The sequence below is a fragment of the Pseudonocardia sp. genome (assembly GCF_035305885.1).
Lineage (GTDB): Bacteria > Actinomycetota > Actinomycetes > Mycobacteriales > Pseudonocardiaceae > Pseudonocardia.
Genome location: NZ_DATGOP010000148.1, coordinates 1 through 15,333 on the forward strand (window position 1 = coordinate 1; position 15,333 = coordinate 15,333).

18 protein-coding genes are annotated in these 15,333 nt (G+C 73.4%); 12 read left to right on the forward strand and 6 right to left on the reverse strand.

The window, feature by feature from the left end:
- On the reverse strand, positions 1 to 196 hold a 196-nt coding region (locus VKZ81_RS32905), incomplete at its 3' end, for an alcohol dehydrogenase catalytic domain-containing protein (RefSeq protein ID WP_324245652.1).
- A gap of 38 nt (positions 197 to 234) precedes the next feature.
- Complete coding sequence (locus VKZ81_RS32910; protein ID WP_324245695.1) at positions 235 to 1,428, reverse strand: cysteine desulfurase family protein; 1,194 nt, start codon at positions 1,426 to 1,428, stop codon at positions 235 to 237.
- Positions 1,429 to 1,950: 522 nt separating this feature from the next.
- Here VKZ81_RS32910 and VKZ81_RS32915 point away from each other — a divergent pair.
- The 9 genes from VKZ81_RS32915 to VKZ81_RS32955 all read left to right on the forward strand — a co-directional run bounded on the left by VKZ81_RS32915 (position 1,951) and on the right by VKZ81_RS32955 (position 8,418).
- A complete protein-coding gene (locus tag VKZ81_RS32915; protein WP_324245653.1) occupies positions 1,951 to 2,415 on the forward strand; it encodes an MSMEG_3727 family PQQ-associated protein in 465 nt (154 codons plus the stop codon).
- 19 nt (positions 2,416 to 2,434) lie between these two features.
- Positions 2,435 to 4,126 (forward strand): PQQ-dependent dehydrogenase, methanol/ethanol family, encoded by a 1,692-nt coding sequence (locus VKZ81_RS32920; protein ID WP_324245654.1) that lies wholly within the window; start codon positions 2,435 to 2,437, stop codon positions 4,124 to 4,126.
- Between the two features lie 52 nt (positions 4,127 to 4,178).
- Positions 4,179 to 4,271, forward strand: coding sequence for a pyrroloquinoline quinone precursor peptide PqqA (gene pqqA, locus VKZ81_RS32925; protein ID WP_324245655.1), 93 nt, complete (start codon positions 4,179 to 4,181; stop codon positions 4,269 to 4,271).
- Between the two features lie 108 nt (positions 4,272 to 4,379).
- On the forward strand, positions 4,380 to 5,270 hold the full coding sequence (gene pqqB / locus VKZ81_RS32930) for a pyrroloquinoline quinone biosynthesis protein PqqB (RefSeq protein WP_324245656.1): 891 nt from the start codon (positions 4,380 to 4,382) through the stop codon (positions 5,268 to 5,270).
- A gap of 5 nt (positions 5,271 to 5,275) precedes the next feature.
- Positions 5,276 to 6,010 (forward strand): pyrroloquinoline-quinone synthase PqqC, encoded by a 735-nt coding sequence (pqqC, locus tag VKZ81_RS32935; protein ID WP_324245657.1) that lies wholly within the window; start codon positions 5,276 to 5,278, stop codon positions 6,008 to 6,010.
- On the forward strand, positions 6,000 to 6,317 hold the full coding sequence (gene pqqD / locus VKZ81_RS32940) for a pyrroloquinoline quinone biosynthesis peptide chaperone PqqD (RefSeq protein ID WP_324245658.1): 318 nt from the start codon (positions 6,000 to 6,002) through the stop codon (positions 6,315 to 6,317). Before pqqC ends, pqqD begins: the two co-directional genes overlap by 11 nt.
- Positions 6,317 to 7,399 carry a pyrroloquinoline quinone biosynthesis protein PqqE gene (gene pqqE / locus VKZ81_RS32945; protein ID WP_324245659.1) on the forward strand — a complete coding sequence of 361 codons (1,083 nt, stop codon included), beginning with the start codon at positions 6,317 to 6,319 and terminating at the stop codon, positions 7,397 to 7,399. Before pqqD ends, pqqE begins: the two co-directional genes overlap by 1 nt.
- 26 nt (positions 7,400 to 7,425) lie before the next feature.
- Complete coding sequence (locus VKZ81_RS32950; RefSeq protein WP_324245660.1) at positions 7,426 to 7,653, forward strand: rubredoxin; 228 nt, start codon at positions 7,426 to 7,428, stop codon at positions 7,651 to 7,653.
- A gap of 3 nt (positions 7,654 to 7,656) precedes the next feature.
- On the forward strand, positions 7,657 to 8,418 hold the full coding sequence (locus tag VKZ81_RS32955; protein WP_324245661.1) for a ribonucleotide-diphosphate reductase subunit beta: 762 nt from the start codon (positions 7,657 to 7,659) through the stop codon (positions 8,416 to 8,418).
- A gap of 10 nt (positions 8,419 to 8,428) precedes the next feature.
- Here the strand turns inward: VKZ81_RS32955 and VKZ81_RS32960 are convergent, their stop codons facing one another.
- Both VKZ81_RS32960 and VKZ81_RS32965 read right to left on the reverse strand, forming a co-directional pair.
- Positions 8,429 to 9,829 carry a DNA-binding protein gene (locus tag VKZ81_RS32960; protein WP_324245662.1) on the reverse strand — a complete coding sequence of 467 codons (1,401 nt, stop codon included), beginning with the start codon at positions 9,827 to 9,829 and terminating at the stop codon, positions 8,429 to 8,431.
- A 269-nt stretch (positions 9,830 to 10,098) separates the two neighbouring features.
- Complete coding sequence (locus tag VKZ81_RS32965) at positions 10,099 to 11,058, reverse strand: helix-turn-helix transcriptional regulator (RefSeq protein WP_324245663.1); 960 nt, start codon at positions 11,056 to 11,058, stop codon at positions 10,099 to 10,101.
- 124 nt (positions 11,059 to 11,182) lie between these two features.
- Between VKZ81_RS32965 and VKZ81_RS32970 the strand changes: the two genes are divergently transcribed.
- Positions 11,183 to 12,046: an intradiol ring-cleavage dioxygenase gene (locus VKZ81_RS32970; protein WP_324245664.1), complete on the forward strand. Its 864-nt coding sequence runs from the start codon at positions 11,183 to 11,185 to the stop codon at positions 12,044 to 12,046.
- Positions 12,036 to 13,094: a maleylacetate reductase gene (locus tag VKZ81_RS32975; protein WP_324245665.1), complete on the forward strand. Its 1,059-nt coding sequence runs from the start codon at positions 12,036 to 12,038 to the stop codon at positions 13,092 to 13,094. The genes VKZ81_RS32970 and VKZ81_RS32975 overlap by 11 nt, the downstream gene beginning before the upstream one ends.
- Here the strand turns inward: VKZ81_RS32975 and VKZ81_RS32980 are convergent.
- On the reverse strand, positions 13,085 to 13,840 hold the full coding sequence (locus VKZ81_RS32980) for an SDR family NAD(P)-dependent oxidoreductase (protein WP_324245666.1): 756 nt from the start codon (positions 13,838 to 13,840) through the stop codon (positions 13,085 to 13,087). The two genes, VKZ81_RS32975 and VKZ81_RS32980, sit on opposite strands and share 10 nt — an antisense overlap.
- A 90-nt stretch (positions 13,841 to 13,930) precedes the next feature.
- On the opposite strand from VKZ81_RS32980, the gene VKZ81_RS32985 reads away from it, so the two are divergent.
- Complete coding sequence (locus VKZ81_RS32985) at positions 13,931 to 14,515, forward strand: TetR/AcrR family transcriptional regulator (protein WP_324245667.1); 585 nt, start codon at positions 13,931 to 13,933, stop codon at positions 14,513 to 14,515.
- A 46-nt stretch (positions 14,516 to 14,561) separates the two neighbouring features.
- Here the strand turns inward: VKZ81_RS32985 and VKZ81_RS32990 are convergent, their stop codons facing one another.
- On the reverse strand, positions 14,562 to 15,308 hold the full coding sequence (locus VKZ81_RS32990; protein ID WP_324245668.1) for an IclR family transcriptional regulator: 747 nt from the start codon (positions 15,306 to 15,308) through the stop codon (positions 14,562 to 14,564).
- Positions 15,309 to 15,333 lie beyond the last annotated feature (25 nt).

A 15,333-nucleotide genomic window follows, 5' to 3' on the forward strand; every position in this document is an offset into this window, starting at 1 on the left:
CGGCCTCGTGGCCCAGCAGGAACGGGAACTCGTCGTTGATCCCGCCCTCGCGGTAGTGCAGGTCGGTGTGGCAGACCCCGCACGCCTGCACCTTCACGACCGCCTCACCGGGCCCCGGGTCCGGCACGACCACCGTCTCCACCGACACCGCCTCGCCCTTCGCGCGGGCGACGACCCCGCGTACCTGCTGCGCCACGTTGCACTCCCTTTCGTGTCCGGATCTGGTGGTACGAGTCAGCGCGCGGCCACCGCGCGCCTGCTGCCGGCAGCGAGTCCGGCCCTGCGGGCCCGCCGGACCACCGGCCCGATGGCCCGCGCCACGGCGGCGACGTCCGCCGGCGTGGAGGTGTGCCCGAAGGAGAACCGCAGCGAGCCGCGGGCCGCGGCCTCGCTCGCGCCCATCGCCCGCAGCACGTGGCTCGGGTGGGCCACGCCCGCCGTGCACGCCGACCCGGTGGAGCAGGCGATGCCGTGGGCGTCCATCAGCACGACGAGGCTGTCGCCCTCGCAGCCGGGGAAGGACAGGTTCGCGATGCCCGGCAGCCGCGACGGCCCGCCGTCGATCGCCCCGTCCCCCCGTTCGCCGTTGACCACCGCGTCCGGCACCTCGGCCAGCACGCGGGCGACCAGCTCGTCGCGCAGCCGGGCCAGCTCGGGCGACCGGTGCGGCGCCGCGGCCACGGCGTGCCGGACCGCCGCCGCCAGCCCGGCGACCGCCGGGACGTTCTCGGCGCCGCCGCCGTGCAGCAGCGGGACGCAGGCCAGCTCGCGGCGCACGAGCAGCACCCCCGTGCCGTGCGGCCCGCCCAGCTTGTGGCCGGCGAGGGTGAGCGCGTCCGCCCCGCAGCGGGCGAAGTCGACGGGCAGGGCGCCGGCCGCCTGCACCGCGTCGGTGTGCAGCGGGACGCCGAACTCGTGCGCCACGGCGGCGAGCTCGCGGACCGGGTTGACCGTGCCCACCTCGTTGTTGGCCCACATGACGCTGACCAGCGCCACGCGGTGCGGTGCCGCGGCCAGCGCGGCCCGCAGCGCCTCCGGGTGCACGCGGCCGCACGCGTCGACCGCCACGCGCTCCAGCTCGGCGCCCTGGTGGCGGGCGAGCCACTCCGCGGCCTCGATGACGGCGTGGTGCTCGGTGGCCGAGACGAGCACGCGGGTGCGCCGCGGGTCCACCGCACGGCGGGCCCAATAGACGCCCTTCACCGCCTGGTTGGCCCCCGCGGTGCCGCCACCGGTGAACACCACCTCGGCCGGCCGGGCCCCCAGCGCGGCCGCGATCGCGTCCCGAGCCTCCTCGACCGCCCGCCGCGCCGCCCGCCCCGCGGAGTGCGGCGACGAGGCGGCGCCCGTGTGCGTCATCGCCGCGCGCATCGCGGCCACGGCCTCGGGCAGCATCGGGGTGGTGGCGGCGTGGTCGAGGTACGTCACCGCGTCCGCGGCGCGCGACGGGTCGCGCGGCAGCACGCCGTACTCCGACATTTCGCCTCCTCGGGCGGGTCACCGGCCGCGGTCCCGGGCACGTCCGCTCACGGGTCGGCGCCACCGCGCCTCCCGCCGATCAGCCGGTGCCACGGTCCGGTGGCGGGCCGAGCGGCGCAACCGATCACCCGCCAGCGGCCCCGAATCCCCGATGAGCGGTAGGACTTCGGCAACGAGCGGAGCGCGGCCACGCTACCCGGTGCCGCCCCTTGCCCAGCCAATCGAGCAAAGTGTACGGTACATTTCACGGAATCACACTGAGACAAAGGGGTTGCAGTGGGAGTACCTCTCCGGCGCAGTCACAGATTCCGTTCTGCGAATCCCGCTCAGGTGACGAAGACGCCGTAACTCGATCCCATTCTTCCGGGTCGATCGCTCCAACTCGCAACGCACGTCCCGAAGCAGCCGAACGCTGTTTTTCCGGGAGATCGTTCGCATCGGTGTTCCCGAGCCGACGGAGAAGGGTGCTCAATGACGACCATTTCGAATGAAAGAGCGGACGAGTTGGCCGCTGCCGGCCTCAACGGGCAGAACAAACTCACCCTGGGCCGGCTGCTCGGCACCGGGTCCATCGGCTACGCCGAGGAGGGACCGGACGGGGTCATGCGGGCCACGGTCCGCATCCCGGAGGACCAGTTCTGCTGGGAGCCCGGGATCCTCATCCTGCCCCACGGCGGCACGCTCGAGCTCACCCTGATCAACGACGACAAGAACACGCACTGCTCCGTGCTGCCGAACATCGGCGACAACCTGGTGATCTGGCTGGTGAACCACTCCAAGGGCACGGCCACGCTCAACCTGCAGGGCCCGGGCATCTACTGGTACGGCTCCGCGACCGGCAACGACGAGGGCCGCGGCCTCACCGGGGCGATCGTCATCGGCGGCGAGGTGCCGCCGGAGGCCAAGCTCGACCGTCCCCCGCAGCCCCGTCCGTAGCGCAGAGAGGAGCACCTGAATGACCGAGTACGTCGACGCAGGCCAGGCCATCCCCCTGTCCCAGCTCAGCGCCGTCAAGGGCAGCGCCCCGCCGGTGGCCGAGAACGTCAACTACGAGCGCATCCTCAACGCGCGCTCCGAGCCGCACAACTGGCTCACCTACTACGGCACCTACGACGGCCAGCGCTACAGCACGCTGGACCAGATCAACAAGGACAACGTCAAGAACCTGGCTCCCGCATGGGTGTTCCAGGCGGCGATGGTCGGCATGCACTCCGGTGCGTCGACCTTCTCCTTCGAGGCCAGCCCGATCGTGGTCGACGGCGTCATGTACGTCTCCGGCCCCGACGGCAAGGTCTGGGCCCTCGACGCCAAGACCGGCGAGGAGCTGTGGCGCTACAAGCACGCCTCGCCCTACGACGTCTCCCTGTGCTGTGGGAACGTCAACCGCGGCGTGGCCGTGGGGCACGGGAAGGTGTACCTCTACACCCTCAACGCCCACCTCGTGGCGCTCGACGCGCAGACCGGCCAGGTCGTCTTCGACAGCGTCAACGGCGACGTGCGCGCCGGTGAGAGCGGCTCGGTCGCCCCGCTGCTCGTCAAGGACATGGTCATCGTCGGCAGCGCGGGCGGCGAGTTCGGCGTGCGCGGCCACCTCGACGCGTTCGACGCCCACACCGGCGAGCGGCGCTGGCGCTGCTACACCGTGCCGAAGCCCGGCGAGCCCGGCTCGGAGACCTGGGCCGACAACGGCGAGGCGTGGCAGCGCGGCGGCGCGAACTGCTGGGTGACGCCCACCTACGACCCCGAGCTGAACCTGCTGTTCCAGGGCACGGGCAACCCGGCCCCGGACTTCGACGGCGAGGTGCGCCCCGGCGACAACCTCTACACCGACAGCGTGGTCGCGGTGGACGTGGACACCGGCGAGATCCGGTGGCACTACCAGTTCACCCCGCACGACGTGTGGGACTACGACTCCACGATGGAGAACCTCCTGTTCGACGCTCCCGACGGGCGCAAGCTGCTCGCCCACGCGGACAAGAACGGGTACTTCTTCGTGCTCGACCGCACCAACGGCGAGCTCGTGCGGGTGTTCCCCTTCGTCGACCGCATCACCTGGGGCGAGATCACGCCCGACGGGAAGGTCACCCCGAAGGTCTACCCGGACAAGGAGGGCGAGCCGGTCCACTTCTGGCCGGGTCCCGCCGGGGGCAAGGAATGGACGCACATGTCCTACAACCCCCAGACCGGGCTGATCTACGTGCCGGTGCAGGAGGTCGGGGCCACCGCCACCCGCCGTCGGCGCGAGTTCAAGGAGAGCATGCCGTACTGGGGCGCCGCGGTGGCCGTGGACCTGGAGGACTTCTACGGCTTCGTGGCCGCCATCGACCCGCTGACCGGCGAGGAGAAGTGGCGGTGGCGCAACGAGTACCCGATGTGCGCCTCCACCCTGACCACGGCGGGCGGCCTGGTCTTCCAGGGCACCCCGACGGGCGAGTTCGTCGCCCTGGACGCCGAGACCGGCGAGAAGCTGTGGTCGTTCCAGTGCGGCAGCGGGCACCACAGCAGCCCGACCCCGTACGAGGTCGACGGCCGGCAGTACATCGCCGTGCCGACCGGGTGGGGCGGCTGGCTCGAGGGCTTCCTCCCCGGGCTGCTCGGGGGTAACAAGGGAGACGCGCTGTTCGTGTTCGCCCTGCCCGAGTCCTGATCCGACCAGCACCGCAGGACTCGCCGCGGAACCGTGGAAGGGAGGTGACGGCGTGGAGTCCACGATCGAGTGGGAGGCCCCCGAGTTCGAGGAGATCGGGTGCGCCCCCGAGGTGACCATGTACATCGCCCGCTCGGAGGCGTGATCCGACGTAGGTGAGGAGGAGGGGCACCGGACGCGGGTCCGGCGCCCCTCCTTCCGTTCGCCACCCGACGACGCGCGCCGACGGGCGCGGGAAGAGGAGGACGCGGCGATGTGGCTGCGGGTGCTGGGCTCGGCGGCCGGGGGCGGGTTCCCGCAGTGGAACTGCAGCTGCCCGGGGTGCGTCGCCGTCCGGGACGGGTCCCGGCCGGCCAGGGCGCGCACCCAGTCGTCGATCGCGGTGAGCCCGGACCGGGAGCGCTGGTTCCTGTTCAACGCCTCCCCCGACATCCGTACCCAGTTCGAGGCGTTCCCCGGACTGCACCCCGGCGAGGGCCGGGTCACGCCGCTGCAGGCCGTGCTGCTCACCGACGCCGAGATCGACCACACCCTGGGGCTGCTGCTCCTGCGCGAGGGGCGCGGCATCCGGCTGCACGCCACGCCCGCCACGCACACGACGCTGCGCGAGGGAACCCGCCTGTTGGAGACGCTGGAGCGGTTCTGCCCGGTCGAGTGGCACCCGGTGCACCCGGGGCAGGAGGTGTCGCTGGGCGGGATCTCCTACCGCGCGTTCGACGTGCCGACGGCCAAGCACGACCGGTTCGGCACCGGCACCGACCACGGGCGGGTGGTCGGCTACCGCCTCACCGACGAGCGCAGCGGCCGCGCAGCGGTGTACCTGCCGGGCGTACAGGAGCTCACGCCCGCCGTGCGCGACGAGCTCGACGGGATCGACTGCCTGTTCGTCGACGGCACCACCTGGCACGACGACGAGCTGATCCGGCTCGGGCTGGCCGAGAAGACCGCCCGCGACATGGGCCACCTCGCGATCGGGGGGCCCGGGGGGAGCCTCGAGCTGCTGTCCCCCCTGCCGATCGCACGGAAGATCTACATCCACATCAACAACACCAATCCGATCCTGTTGGAGGACTCCCCCGAGCGCCGCCTGGTGGCAGACGGCGGCATGGAGGTGGCCTACGACGGGCTCGAGGTGGAGGTCTAGGCGCGATGACGACGACGGCTGCGACGGGACGCGACACCACGGCGGCCCAGGGGACGGCGGCCCAGGGGACGGCGGCGTTCCTGGAGCGGTTGCGGGCCCATTCGAAGGCGTACCACAGCGCCCACCCGTTCCACGTGCGGATGAACGAGGGCACGCTCTCCCCCGACCAGATCCGCGGCTGGGTCGCCAACCGCTTCTACTACCAGGAGAACATCCCCCGCAAGGACGGCGCGATCCTGTCCAACTGCCCGGACGTGGAGGTGCGCAGGCGCTGGATCCGCCGCATCGTCGACCACGACGGCACCGCTGCGGGCGAGGGCGGCATCGAGGCGTGGCTGCGCCTGGGCGAGGCGTGCGGGCTCACCCGCGAGGAGATGCTCGACCACCGCCACCTCGTGCCCGGGGTGCGGTTCGCGGTGGACGCCTACGTGACGTTCGCGCGCACGAAGCCGTGGGTGGAGGCGGTGGCGTCCTCGCTCACCGAGCTGTTCGCGCCGGACCTCATGGCCGAGCGCCTCGCCGCGTTCGAGCGCTACTACACCTGGATCGACCCCGACGGGCTCGCCTACTTCCGGGCCCGCCTCGAGCAGGCGCCGCGCGACTCCGAGCACGCGCTGGAGGTCGTCACCGCGCACTGCGTGACCCGGGAGCAGCAGGACCGCGCCGTGGAGGCGTTGTCGTTCAAGTGCGACGTGCTGTGGTCCATGATGGACGCGATCGACCAGGCCTATGCCGAGTGACGCCGGGCCCACCCCGCCCGCCCAGCTGACAGCGCTCCCGGACACGGCCCGGCCCCGGCTCGGGCCGCACCTGCGGAAGCGGTTCGACCGCGCGCGCGGCAAGCACGTCCTGCTCGGCCCGGAGTCGGTGATCGTCCTCAACGGCACCGCCGCGGACGTCGTCGCCCTGTGCGACGGGTCGCGCACCGTCGCCGACATCGTCGCCGAGCTGCGCACGCGCTACGCGTACCCGGTGGAGGACGAGGTGCGCGGCTTCCTGGCCCGCATGGCCGCCCGCCGTCACGTCACCGTCGAGGAGGCGAGCTGATGGACCGGCCCTTCGGGCTCCTGGCGGAGCTCACCTACCGCTGCCCGCTGGCTTGCGCCTACTGCTCGAACCCGCTCGAGCTCGCCCGCTACGACGACGAGCTGCCCACGGCCGACTGGCAGCGGGTGTTCACCGAGGCGGCCGAGATGGGCGTGCTGCAGTGCCACCTGTCCGGCGGTGAGCCGCTGCTGCGCCGCGACCTCGTCGACCTCGTGCGCGCAGCCGCCGACCTGGGCATGTACACGAACCTGGTGACGAGCGCGATCGGGCTGTCCCGCCCGCGGGCCGAGGCGCTCAAGGCGGCCGGGCTCGACCACGTGCAGATCAGCGTGCAGGCCGACGAGCCGGCGACGTCCGACCGGATCGCGGGCATCCCGTCGTTCGAGCGCAAGCTCAAGGCCGCCGCCGTGGTGAAGGACCTCGGCTGGCCGCTCACGGTCAACGTGGTGCTGCACCGGCAGAACATCGACCGGATCGCCGAGATCGTGGACCTGGTCGAGGAGCTCGAGGCCGACCGCGTCGAGCTCGCCAACACCCAGTACTACGGCTGGGCCTGGCGCAACCGGGCGGCGCTGCTGCCCAGCCGCGAGCAGCTCGCCCGCGCCGAGGACGTGGTGCGCGACGCCCGCGCCCGCCTGGCGGGCCGGATGGAGATCGTGCACGTCCTGCCCGACTACTACAGCGACTACCCGAAGCCGTGCATGGGCGGGTGGGCGGCGCGTCAGATCGTCGTCACGCCCAACGGCGACGCGCTGCCGTGCCTCGCCGCGCACACGCTGCCGCTGCCCGCGCCCAGCGTCCGCACGGAGTCCCTGGAGGCGATCTGGGACGGCTCGCCGCTGTTCACCGCGTTCCGCGGCACCGGGTGGATGCGGGACCCGTGCCGCACCTGTGACCGCCGCGAGATCGACTTCGGCGGGTGCCGGTGCCAGGCGTTCCAGCTGACCGGTGATGCCGCCCGGACCGACCCGGTCTGCCACCTCTCCCCCGACCACGGGCTGGTGACCGAGGCGGTGGAGCGGGCCAACGCGGCGGCGCGCCCGCGGGACGAGCTGTTGATCCCCCGCCCGCACCGCGGCTGACAGCAGGAGAGGAGGAGACGTCGGGCATGAGCGTTGGTGGACAGGTGCTGGACAAGCCGGAGACCAAGCGGTGGTACTGCGAGCCCTGCGGGTTCGTGTACGACCCCGAGGAGGGCGACCCGGACGGCGGCATCCCGCCCGGTACGCCGTTCGAGGAGATCCCGGACGACTGGATGTGCCCGATCTGCGGTGCGACGAAGGCGGACTTCCGCGAGCTGCTGCCCGGGGAGTTCCCGGACGAGTGGGGGAGCTGAGCCGTGATCAGGGGATACAGCCACTTCGTGACGCTGGCCGAGTCCCTGCAGTGGGACGAGAAGGACATCGACTACTCGCAGGACCGCGCGTCGTGGCCGCTGCTGGCCGAGGACGAGAGCGCCAAGGTGCTCGGCCTGATCGCGGGCTTCGTCATCGCCGAGAGCTCGGTGTCCGAGGAGATCCGCTCCTACCAGGCCGCGGCCACGGACGAGTCGATGGAGGCGGTCTTCCGCGCCCAGGAGCGCGACGAGGAGCGGCACGCCCGCTTCTTCGACCTCGTCGCGGCCGACGTCGCGGGCGTGCCCGGGGCCGACGCCGCGGCGCGGCGGGACGCGCTGCGCGCCCACGTCCGGCCCGAGCTCGTCGAGCTGTTCGAACAGCGCCTGCCGGCCACCGCCCGGCGCCTCGCCGAGGACCACGGCGCCCTCACCTCCGCGGTCGGGCTGTACCACATGGTGATCGAGGGCGTGGTGCTCCTCGCGGGCCAGCACGCGATGCTCGACACCCTCGAGGGCCTGTCGCACCCGCTGCCCGGGCTGCGCAAGGGCGTCGAGCTGGTCCTGCGCGACGAGCGCTGGCACATCGGCTTCGGCTCGCGCATCGTCCAGAACGCCGACCTCGGACGCGACGAGGCGGATGCGATGCTCGCCCAGGGCGAGGCCGCCGCCAAGGTGTGGGGCAACCTCATCACCCCCGACGCGATCGACGGCGCCGTGCGCCAGCACCGGCGCCGCCTCAAGGCGGCCGGCATCAAGTTCTGGTGACCCGGGGGCGTCAGAGGCCCAGCGCCTCCCGGACCGCCGGGGTGTTGCGCCGCGACACCGGCACCACCTCGCCGCCCCGGCTGTCCATCACCAGGAACAGCTCGCCCTTGAAGCCGCGCTCGATCTCCCGGATGCGGCTCAGGTTGACCACGTAACGGCGGTGGACCCGCAGGAACCCGGCCTCGGACAGCTCGTGGGCGAGCTTGTCCAGGCCCGCGGAGCTCGCCCGCAACCGGCCCTGGTCGGTGGACAGCCACACGTCGTTGCCGTCCGCCTCGGCGAAGGCGACCTCCGGCAGCCGCAGCAGCACCATCCGGTCGCCGCGCACCGCCACGACCCGGCGCATGCTCGTCTTGCCCGCCGACATCGGCGCCAGCGACGCCGAGGGACACGGCTGCGCGTCGTCGGAGCTGCCGAAGGAGACCAGGTGCCCCGCCAGCTGCCCGGAGAAGAACACCGGGCGGATGGTCACCGAGGACGGCTCGTCGCCGAGGTGGGTGTAGATCTGCGTGGTGCCGACCCAGTCCGGGTCCTTCGCGGCCTTCGTGCTCGCGTACTCGGCCACCCGGATCAGGTCCGGCAGGCTGGTGTGCCACCGGATGGCGGGCTCGACCGCGGGCGTCTCGGCGGGCACCCCCATCAGCAGCCCGGCCCGCTCGTCGGCGATCACCACCTTGCCCGCGGTGTCGACCGCGGCCACGGCGGGACCACGGCCCTTGGCCTGCGCGAACGCGGCGATCAGCTCGGCGGCGCTGTCGCGGGCGCGCCCTTTGAGCACGCTCTGGGTCTGCTGGACCGCGTGCGACAGCCACTTGCCCGTGAACTCCGGCAGCGGGGTGCGCCAGCAGGAGATGTTCAGCACCGCGATCGGGTCGCGCGTCACCACGTCCCGCACCGCGACCCCGGCGCACGCCCAGCCGTGGAACGCCTGGCACCAGTGCTCGGCGCCCCGGATCAGGACGGGACCGTACGTCTCCAGCGCCGTGCCCATGCCGTTCGTTCCCGCCGCCGACTCCGACCAGCACGACCAGGTGGCGAGGTTGGCGTCGGCGGCCCGGGTCGCCGTGGCCTGGTCGCCCCACGTGGCGAGGATCCGGCCGGTGGCGTCGGCGACCGTGACGATGCCGTTGCGGCCCTCGACCTCGCGCGCCACGCTCGCCGCGAACCCGCCCAGCTCCGTGAGCACGACGTCCTGTTCGAGCGTGTGATCGCTGTGGGCCGCTGCCAGGGGAGCCTCGGTGAGGTGCGGGTCGACCCGGTACTGCTCGCGGCAGCGGTGCCAGGAGAGCAACACCTCGGGCCGGACGCCCCGGACGTGGTCCTCACCCTGTACGAACTGCTCCCACGCTGCGTACACCGAGCCCTTGCCGGTGCTCACCGGGGCGGTGTCGGTTCGCTGTCCATCGCTCATGCCGCAGAACCGCCTTTGGTTCGTCCCCGGCGCCGCACAGCACCCGACCCAGCTTGAGACCGCCGACCACTCCTAGCCGCCAGGCCGACCCAGCCAGGCACCGCGCGGCGCACGTCCCGCCTGGTCTCGCTTCCCTGTGCAGGGCACAGAACAGCTCTGACGACCATGTGTACCTCGCCCGCAACGGTGTGTAAAGCGCACCCGGGTGCACGTCCCGGTCGGAACCCGGCCGGCCTCCGCCCGCCACGGGTTCCCACCGAGCGGCGGGATCAGGCGTTTCGCGCCGTCTGCGAGGGCAGCTCGCCGAACCGCTCCCGGTAGGCCGCGGCGAAGCGGCCGAGGTGGGTGAACCCGAAGCGGTGGGCGCACTCGGTGACGGCGACGTCGCCGCGGCGCAGCTCCTCGCGGACCCGGTCGAGCCGCACCGACCGCAGGTACTCCATCGGCGTGGCGCCCACGTGCTCGCGGAACGCCTCCTGCAGCCTGCGGGCGCTCACGCCGGCCGCCCGGGCCAGGTCCCCGAGCGTGTACGGCCGCTGCGGATCGCCCTGCACGAGGTCGACCACGCGCCGCACCGCGCGCGGGGTCGCCGGGGCTCCCCCGCCCCGCAGCGCGTCGGTGTGGTTGTGCCGCTGCGCGAGCAGCAGGCCGGTGGCGAGCTGCCGCTCGTGGAAGGAGCGCACGGCCGCGCGCCCGATGGGCCCGTCCGGCTCGTCGAGCTCCGCGAGCAGCAGGTCGAGCGCGGCCCGCCAGGCCCGACCTGCCGGAGTGGTCAGGTCGAACGCCAGCGCGAACTCCAGCGGCACGCGCACCGGGCGCCCGAGCAGCGCCTCCAGCTCGCGGTCGACGAGGTCGCGGTCGATGCGGATCCCCAGCTGCGCGGCGCCCTCCGGGCAGTGGTCGAGGCGGTGGGTGCGGTGCGGGGCGAACACGGTGGCCTCGCCCGCCGCCGCGACGGTGTCCTCGCCGTCGGTGGCGTTGGCGATCCGCCCGGCCAGGGTGACGTTGACGTGGTAGCCCGCTCCGGTGCGGCCCGGGTCGACGAGCGTCGGCTGGCCGAACCGCATCACCCCGACCGTGAGGTGCTCGGTGCGCACGCCGCGCAGCAGGCCGCGGCCGGCCCGGGCGCGGCCCAGCGGCTCGACCCGCGCCGGGTAGTAGAGCGCGTTGAGCTCGTGGCGGAACTCCTCGAGGCTCGCGCGCTCGCAGATGGCGTGCCGCCGCAGCACCGCGCTCCGCGATCCCGCCGCGCGATCCGGCCACCGACCGCGCGTCGCGGCTGTCGCGCCCGCGGCCCGCGCCCCTAGCGTGGCTGTGCGCACGTCACGCCCCTCCCTTCCCTGGAGCCGAGGAATGGACCTCACCTCCGAGAGCACCACCGCCGCGGTGGTCGACAGCTTCGCCGCCACCCCGGACCCGCGCCTGCGGGAGATCCTGCAGGAGCTCGTGCCGCACCTGCACGACTTCGTCCGCAAGGTACGGCTCACGCTGCCCGAATGGCAGGCCGCGATCGAGTTCCTCACCGCGGTCGGGCAGAAGTGCGACGAGAACCGGCAGGAGTTCATCCTGCTGTCGGACGTGCTCGGCATCTCGATGCTGGTCGAGACGCTCAACGGGCAGTCCTCCGGCACGGAGAGCACCGTGCTCGGGCCGTTCCACATGGTCGCCTCGCCGGAGCGCGAGCACGGCGACAGCATCGCCCTCGTCGGCGGCGGCACCCCGTGCGTCGTGTCCGGGCGCGTCGTCGGCACCGACGGGGCCCCGCTGGCCGGTGCCACCGTCGACGTGTGGCAGTGCAACGCCGAGGGCTTCTACGACGTCCAGCAGCCGGACGTGCAGCCGCCCGGCAACGGCCGCGGCCTGTTCCGCACCGACGCCGAGGGCCGCATCCGGTTCCGCACGGTGGTGCCGAGCCACTACCCGATCCCCACCGACGGCCCGGTCGGGAAGATGCTGCTGGCCACGAACCGCCACCCGTACCGGCCGGCCCACATCCACTTCATCGCCACCGCGCCCGGCCACCGCGAGCTGACCACCCACATCTTCGTCGCCGACAGCCCCTACCTGGACTCCGACGCCGTCTTCGCGGTGAAGAAGAGCCTCATCGCCGACTTCGTCGAGGTCGACGACCCCGGGCAGGCCCGCGCGCACGACGTGGCCAACCCGTTCCGGGCCGCGTCGATCGAGCTGGTCCTGGAGCCCGCCGATGTGGGATGAGTTCGTCCACGAGTCGCTGCCGATGCGGGTCGTGTTCGGCGCGGGCGCCTCGGCCCGCCTCGGCGCCGAGCTGGACCGGCTGGGCCTCACCCGGGTGCTCGTGCTGTCCACCCCCGGGCAGGAGCCGCTCGCCCGCCGCATCGCCGACGGGCTCGGGCCGCGCGCCGCGGGGGTGTACCCGCACGCCCGGATGCACGTCCCGGTCGAGGTGGCCGCCCGAGCCAGGGCCGCGGCCGCCGACCTGGGCGCCGACGGCTGCGTCGCCGTCGGCGGCGGCTCCACGATCGGCCTCGGCAAGGCGATCGCGCTGGAACACGCCCTGCCCGTCGTCGCGGTGCCCACCACCTACGCCGGCTCGGAGATGACCCCGATCTGGGGGCTCACCGACGGCGGCCGCAAGCGCACCGGGCGCGACCCGAAGGCCCTGCCCCGCAGCGTCGTCTACGACCCCGAACTCACCGTCGCCCTGCCCGTCCCGGTGTCGGTGACCAGCGGGTTCAACGCCCTCGCGCACGCCGTCGAGGGCCTCTACGCCCCCGACGCCTCCCCGATCACCTCGCTCATGGCCCGCGAGGGCGCCCAGGCCCTGCTGGCGGCGCTGCCGCTGGTGGCGGCCGCCCCGCGCGACCTCGCCGCGCGCAGCCGGGCGCTGTACGGGGCGTGGCTGTGCGGCGCGGTGCTCGGCGCGACGACCATGTCGCTGCACCACAAGCTGTGCCACGTGCTGGGCGGCGCGTTCGACCTGCCGCACGCCGAGGTGCACACCGTCGTGCTCCCCCACGTCGCGGCGTTCAACGCCCCCGCGGCGCCCGCCCTCGCCGACCTGCTCGGGCCCGACCCCGGCGGCGCGCTGTGGGACCTCGCCGCGAAGCTCGGCGCCCCGCGCTCGCTCGCCGAGCTGGGGCTGCCCTCCTCCGGCATCGGCGAGGTCGTCGGGCAGGCCGTGGCCTCCCCCTACGCCAACCCGCGCCCGGTCACCGCGGACGACCTCACCCGGCTCGTCCGGGCCGCTCACCGCGGGGAGCGGCCGGGGCCCGCTCAGGCGTAGACCTGCACCTCGCCGCCGTCGACGAAGAGCTCGCTGCCGGTCATGTAGCTCGACTGCTCGCCGGCGAGGAACAGCACGGCGTTGGCGACCTCGGCGGGGTCGGCGATGCGGTTCAGCGGAACCTGCCCGGCGAACCCCTTGAGGAGGGCCTGTTCCCGCCCGGGGTCGCCCGCGAGGCCGCGCAGGCCGGGCGTGTCGGTCGGGCCGGGGACGACGGTGTTGACGCGGATGCGCCGCGGGGCGAGCTCGGCGGCCCAGGTCCGCGCGAACTGGCGCAGGGCCGCCTTCGACGCCGAGTACACGCCGAACCCGGCGGTGCCCCGGTGGGCCGAGGTGGACCCGGTGACCACGATGCTGGCGCCGTCGGGCATGAGCGGGAGCGCCTTCTGGACCGTGAAGACCGTGCCCCGGACGTTGATGGCGAACGTGCGGTCGAAGTCCTCCGGCTCCAGCTCGTCGATCGAGGCGAACGCGCCGCCGCCCGCGTTGGCGAACAGGACGTCCAGGCCGTCGCCCGCGCTCCCGATCGTCTCGACGACCCGCTCCAGGTCGGCGAGGTCGGACACGTCGCTGCGGATGCCGGTCACGCCGTCGCCGAGCTCGGCGACCGCGGCCTGGAGCTCGGCCTGGCGGCGACCGGTCACGTAGACCCGCGCGCCTTCCTGGACGAAGCGCCGCGCGGTGGCGAGCCCGATGCCGGTGCTCCCGCCGGTGACGAGCGCGGTCTTGCCCTCGAGGTGTCCCACGGTGTTCTCCTTCGGTGCGCGGGTTATGGACTGCACGGTCAACAATGACAGTTCTGGACCGCGCAGTCAACAACGGGTACCGTCTGGGGCATGGCGCGCCCGCGGACGTTCGACGAGCAGCAGGTGCTGACCGCCGTCCGGGACCAGTTCTGGGACGCCGGCTACGCCGACACCTCGCTCGAGGACCTGATGCGCGTCACCGGGCTGGGCAAGGGCAGCCTCTACGCGGCGTTCGGCGACAAGCACCGGCTCTTCCTGCGGGCGCTGCGCGGGTACGTCGACGACAGCCACGGCCACCTGCGGCAGCTGCTCGACTCCGCGCCCCGGGCCGTGGACGCCCTGCGCTCGTTCCTCATGGCGCCGGTGAGCGACCCCGACGGCGCCGCGCGCGGCTGCCTCATGGCCAACAGCACGTGCGAGCTCGCCTCCACCGACCCCGACGTGCTCGCCGAGGCCCGGCGCGCCTACGACACGACCACCGCGCTGGTCGCCGAGTGCGTCGCGCGGGCGCAGCGCGAGGGCGACGTGGCGGGCGACGCCGACCCGGTGGAGACGGCCCGCGCCCTGCTCACCGCGCAGCAGGGCATCGTGTACATGGGGCGGGCCGGCACGGACGTCGCGGCGCTGTCCGCGACGGCGCGCACGCTCGCCGACCGGCTCCTGCCGCGGCCCTGAGCCCCCGCCCCCCGAGCCGCCGGACGCTCCCGCCGGGGGCGAGGTGTCACGTGGCGTGCCCCAGTGCCGACGAGAGCCGGGCGGCGGTGTCGCGGAGCGCGAGAACCTTGCCCGAGTTCAGGTCGGCGGACAACGTGTGCACGGTGCCGATGATCGCGACGGCCGCCGCGATCATCCCCTCGCGGTCGAGGACGGGGGCGGCGATGGCGCGCACCCCCACGTTGATCGTGTCGCTGATGGCCACCCCCGTCCGCCGCGCCTGGTCGATCCTGCGGCGGATCCGCTCGGCCTGCAGGTCGTCGAGCTGCTCCAGCAGCGGCTCGACGCGGTCGGTCCGGTACGCGAGGAAGACGGCGGCCTGCGCCGCGTCGAGGTTCAGGGTCCGACCGACCCGGATCGAGATGTTCAGCACGCGGTTTTCGGGTTCCTGGCTGCGCACGACGACCGGGCTGCGGCCTGCCCACACGCTGAGCACGGCCGTCTCCTCGGCGACGTCGGCGAGGTCGCGCAGGTAGGGATCGGCGATGTCGACGACGTCCAGCCCGTTGAGGGCCAGGGTCCCCGCGTGCGCCAGCAGGGGACCGAGGCGGTAGCCGCGGCCGTCCCGCTCCAGGAACCCCGCGTTCGCGAGCGAGGCCAGGTACCGGTGGGCGGTGGTGCGCCCCACCCCGAGCTCGGCGGCCACCTGCGCCACCCGCACGGTGCGGTTCTCGTGGGAGAACATCCGCACCACCTGCGCGCAGCGGGTGACGACCTGGATGTCGGCGCCCGCGGTGTCGGCGGTCTCGGTCATCACGCTCCTGCCTGCGGTGTTGTTC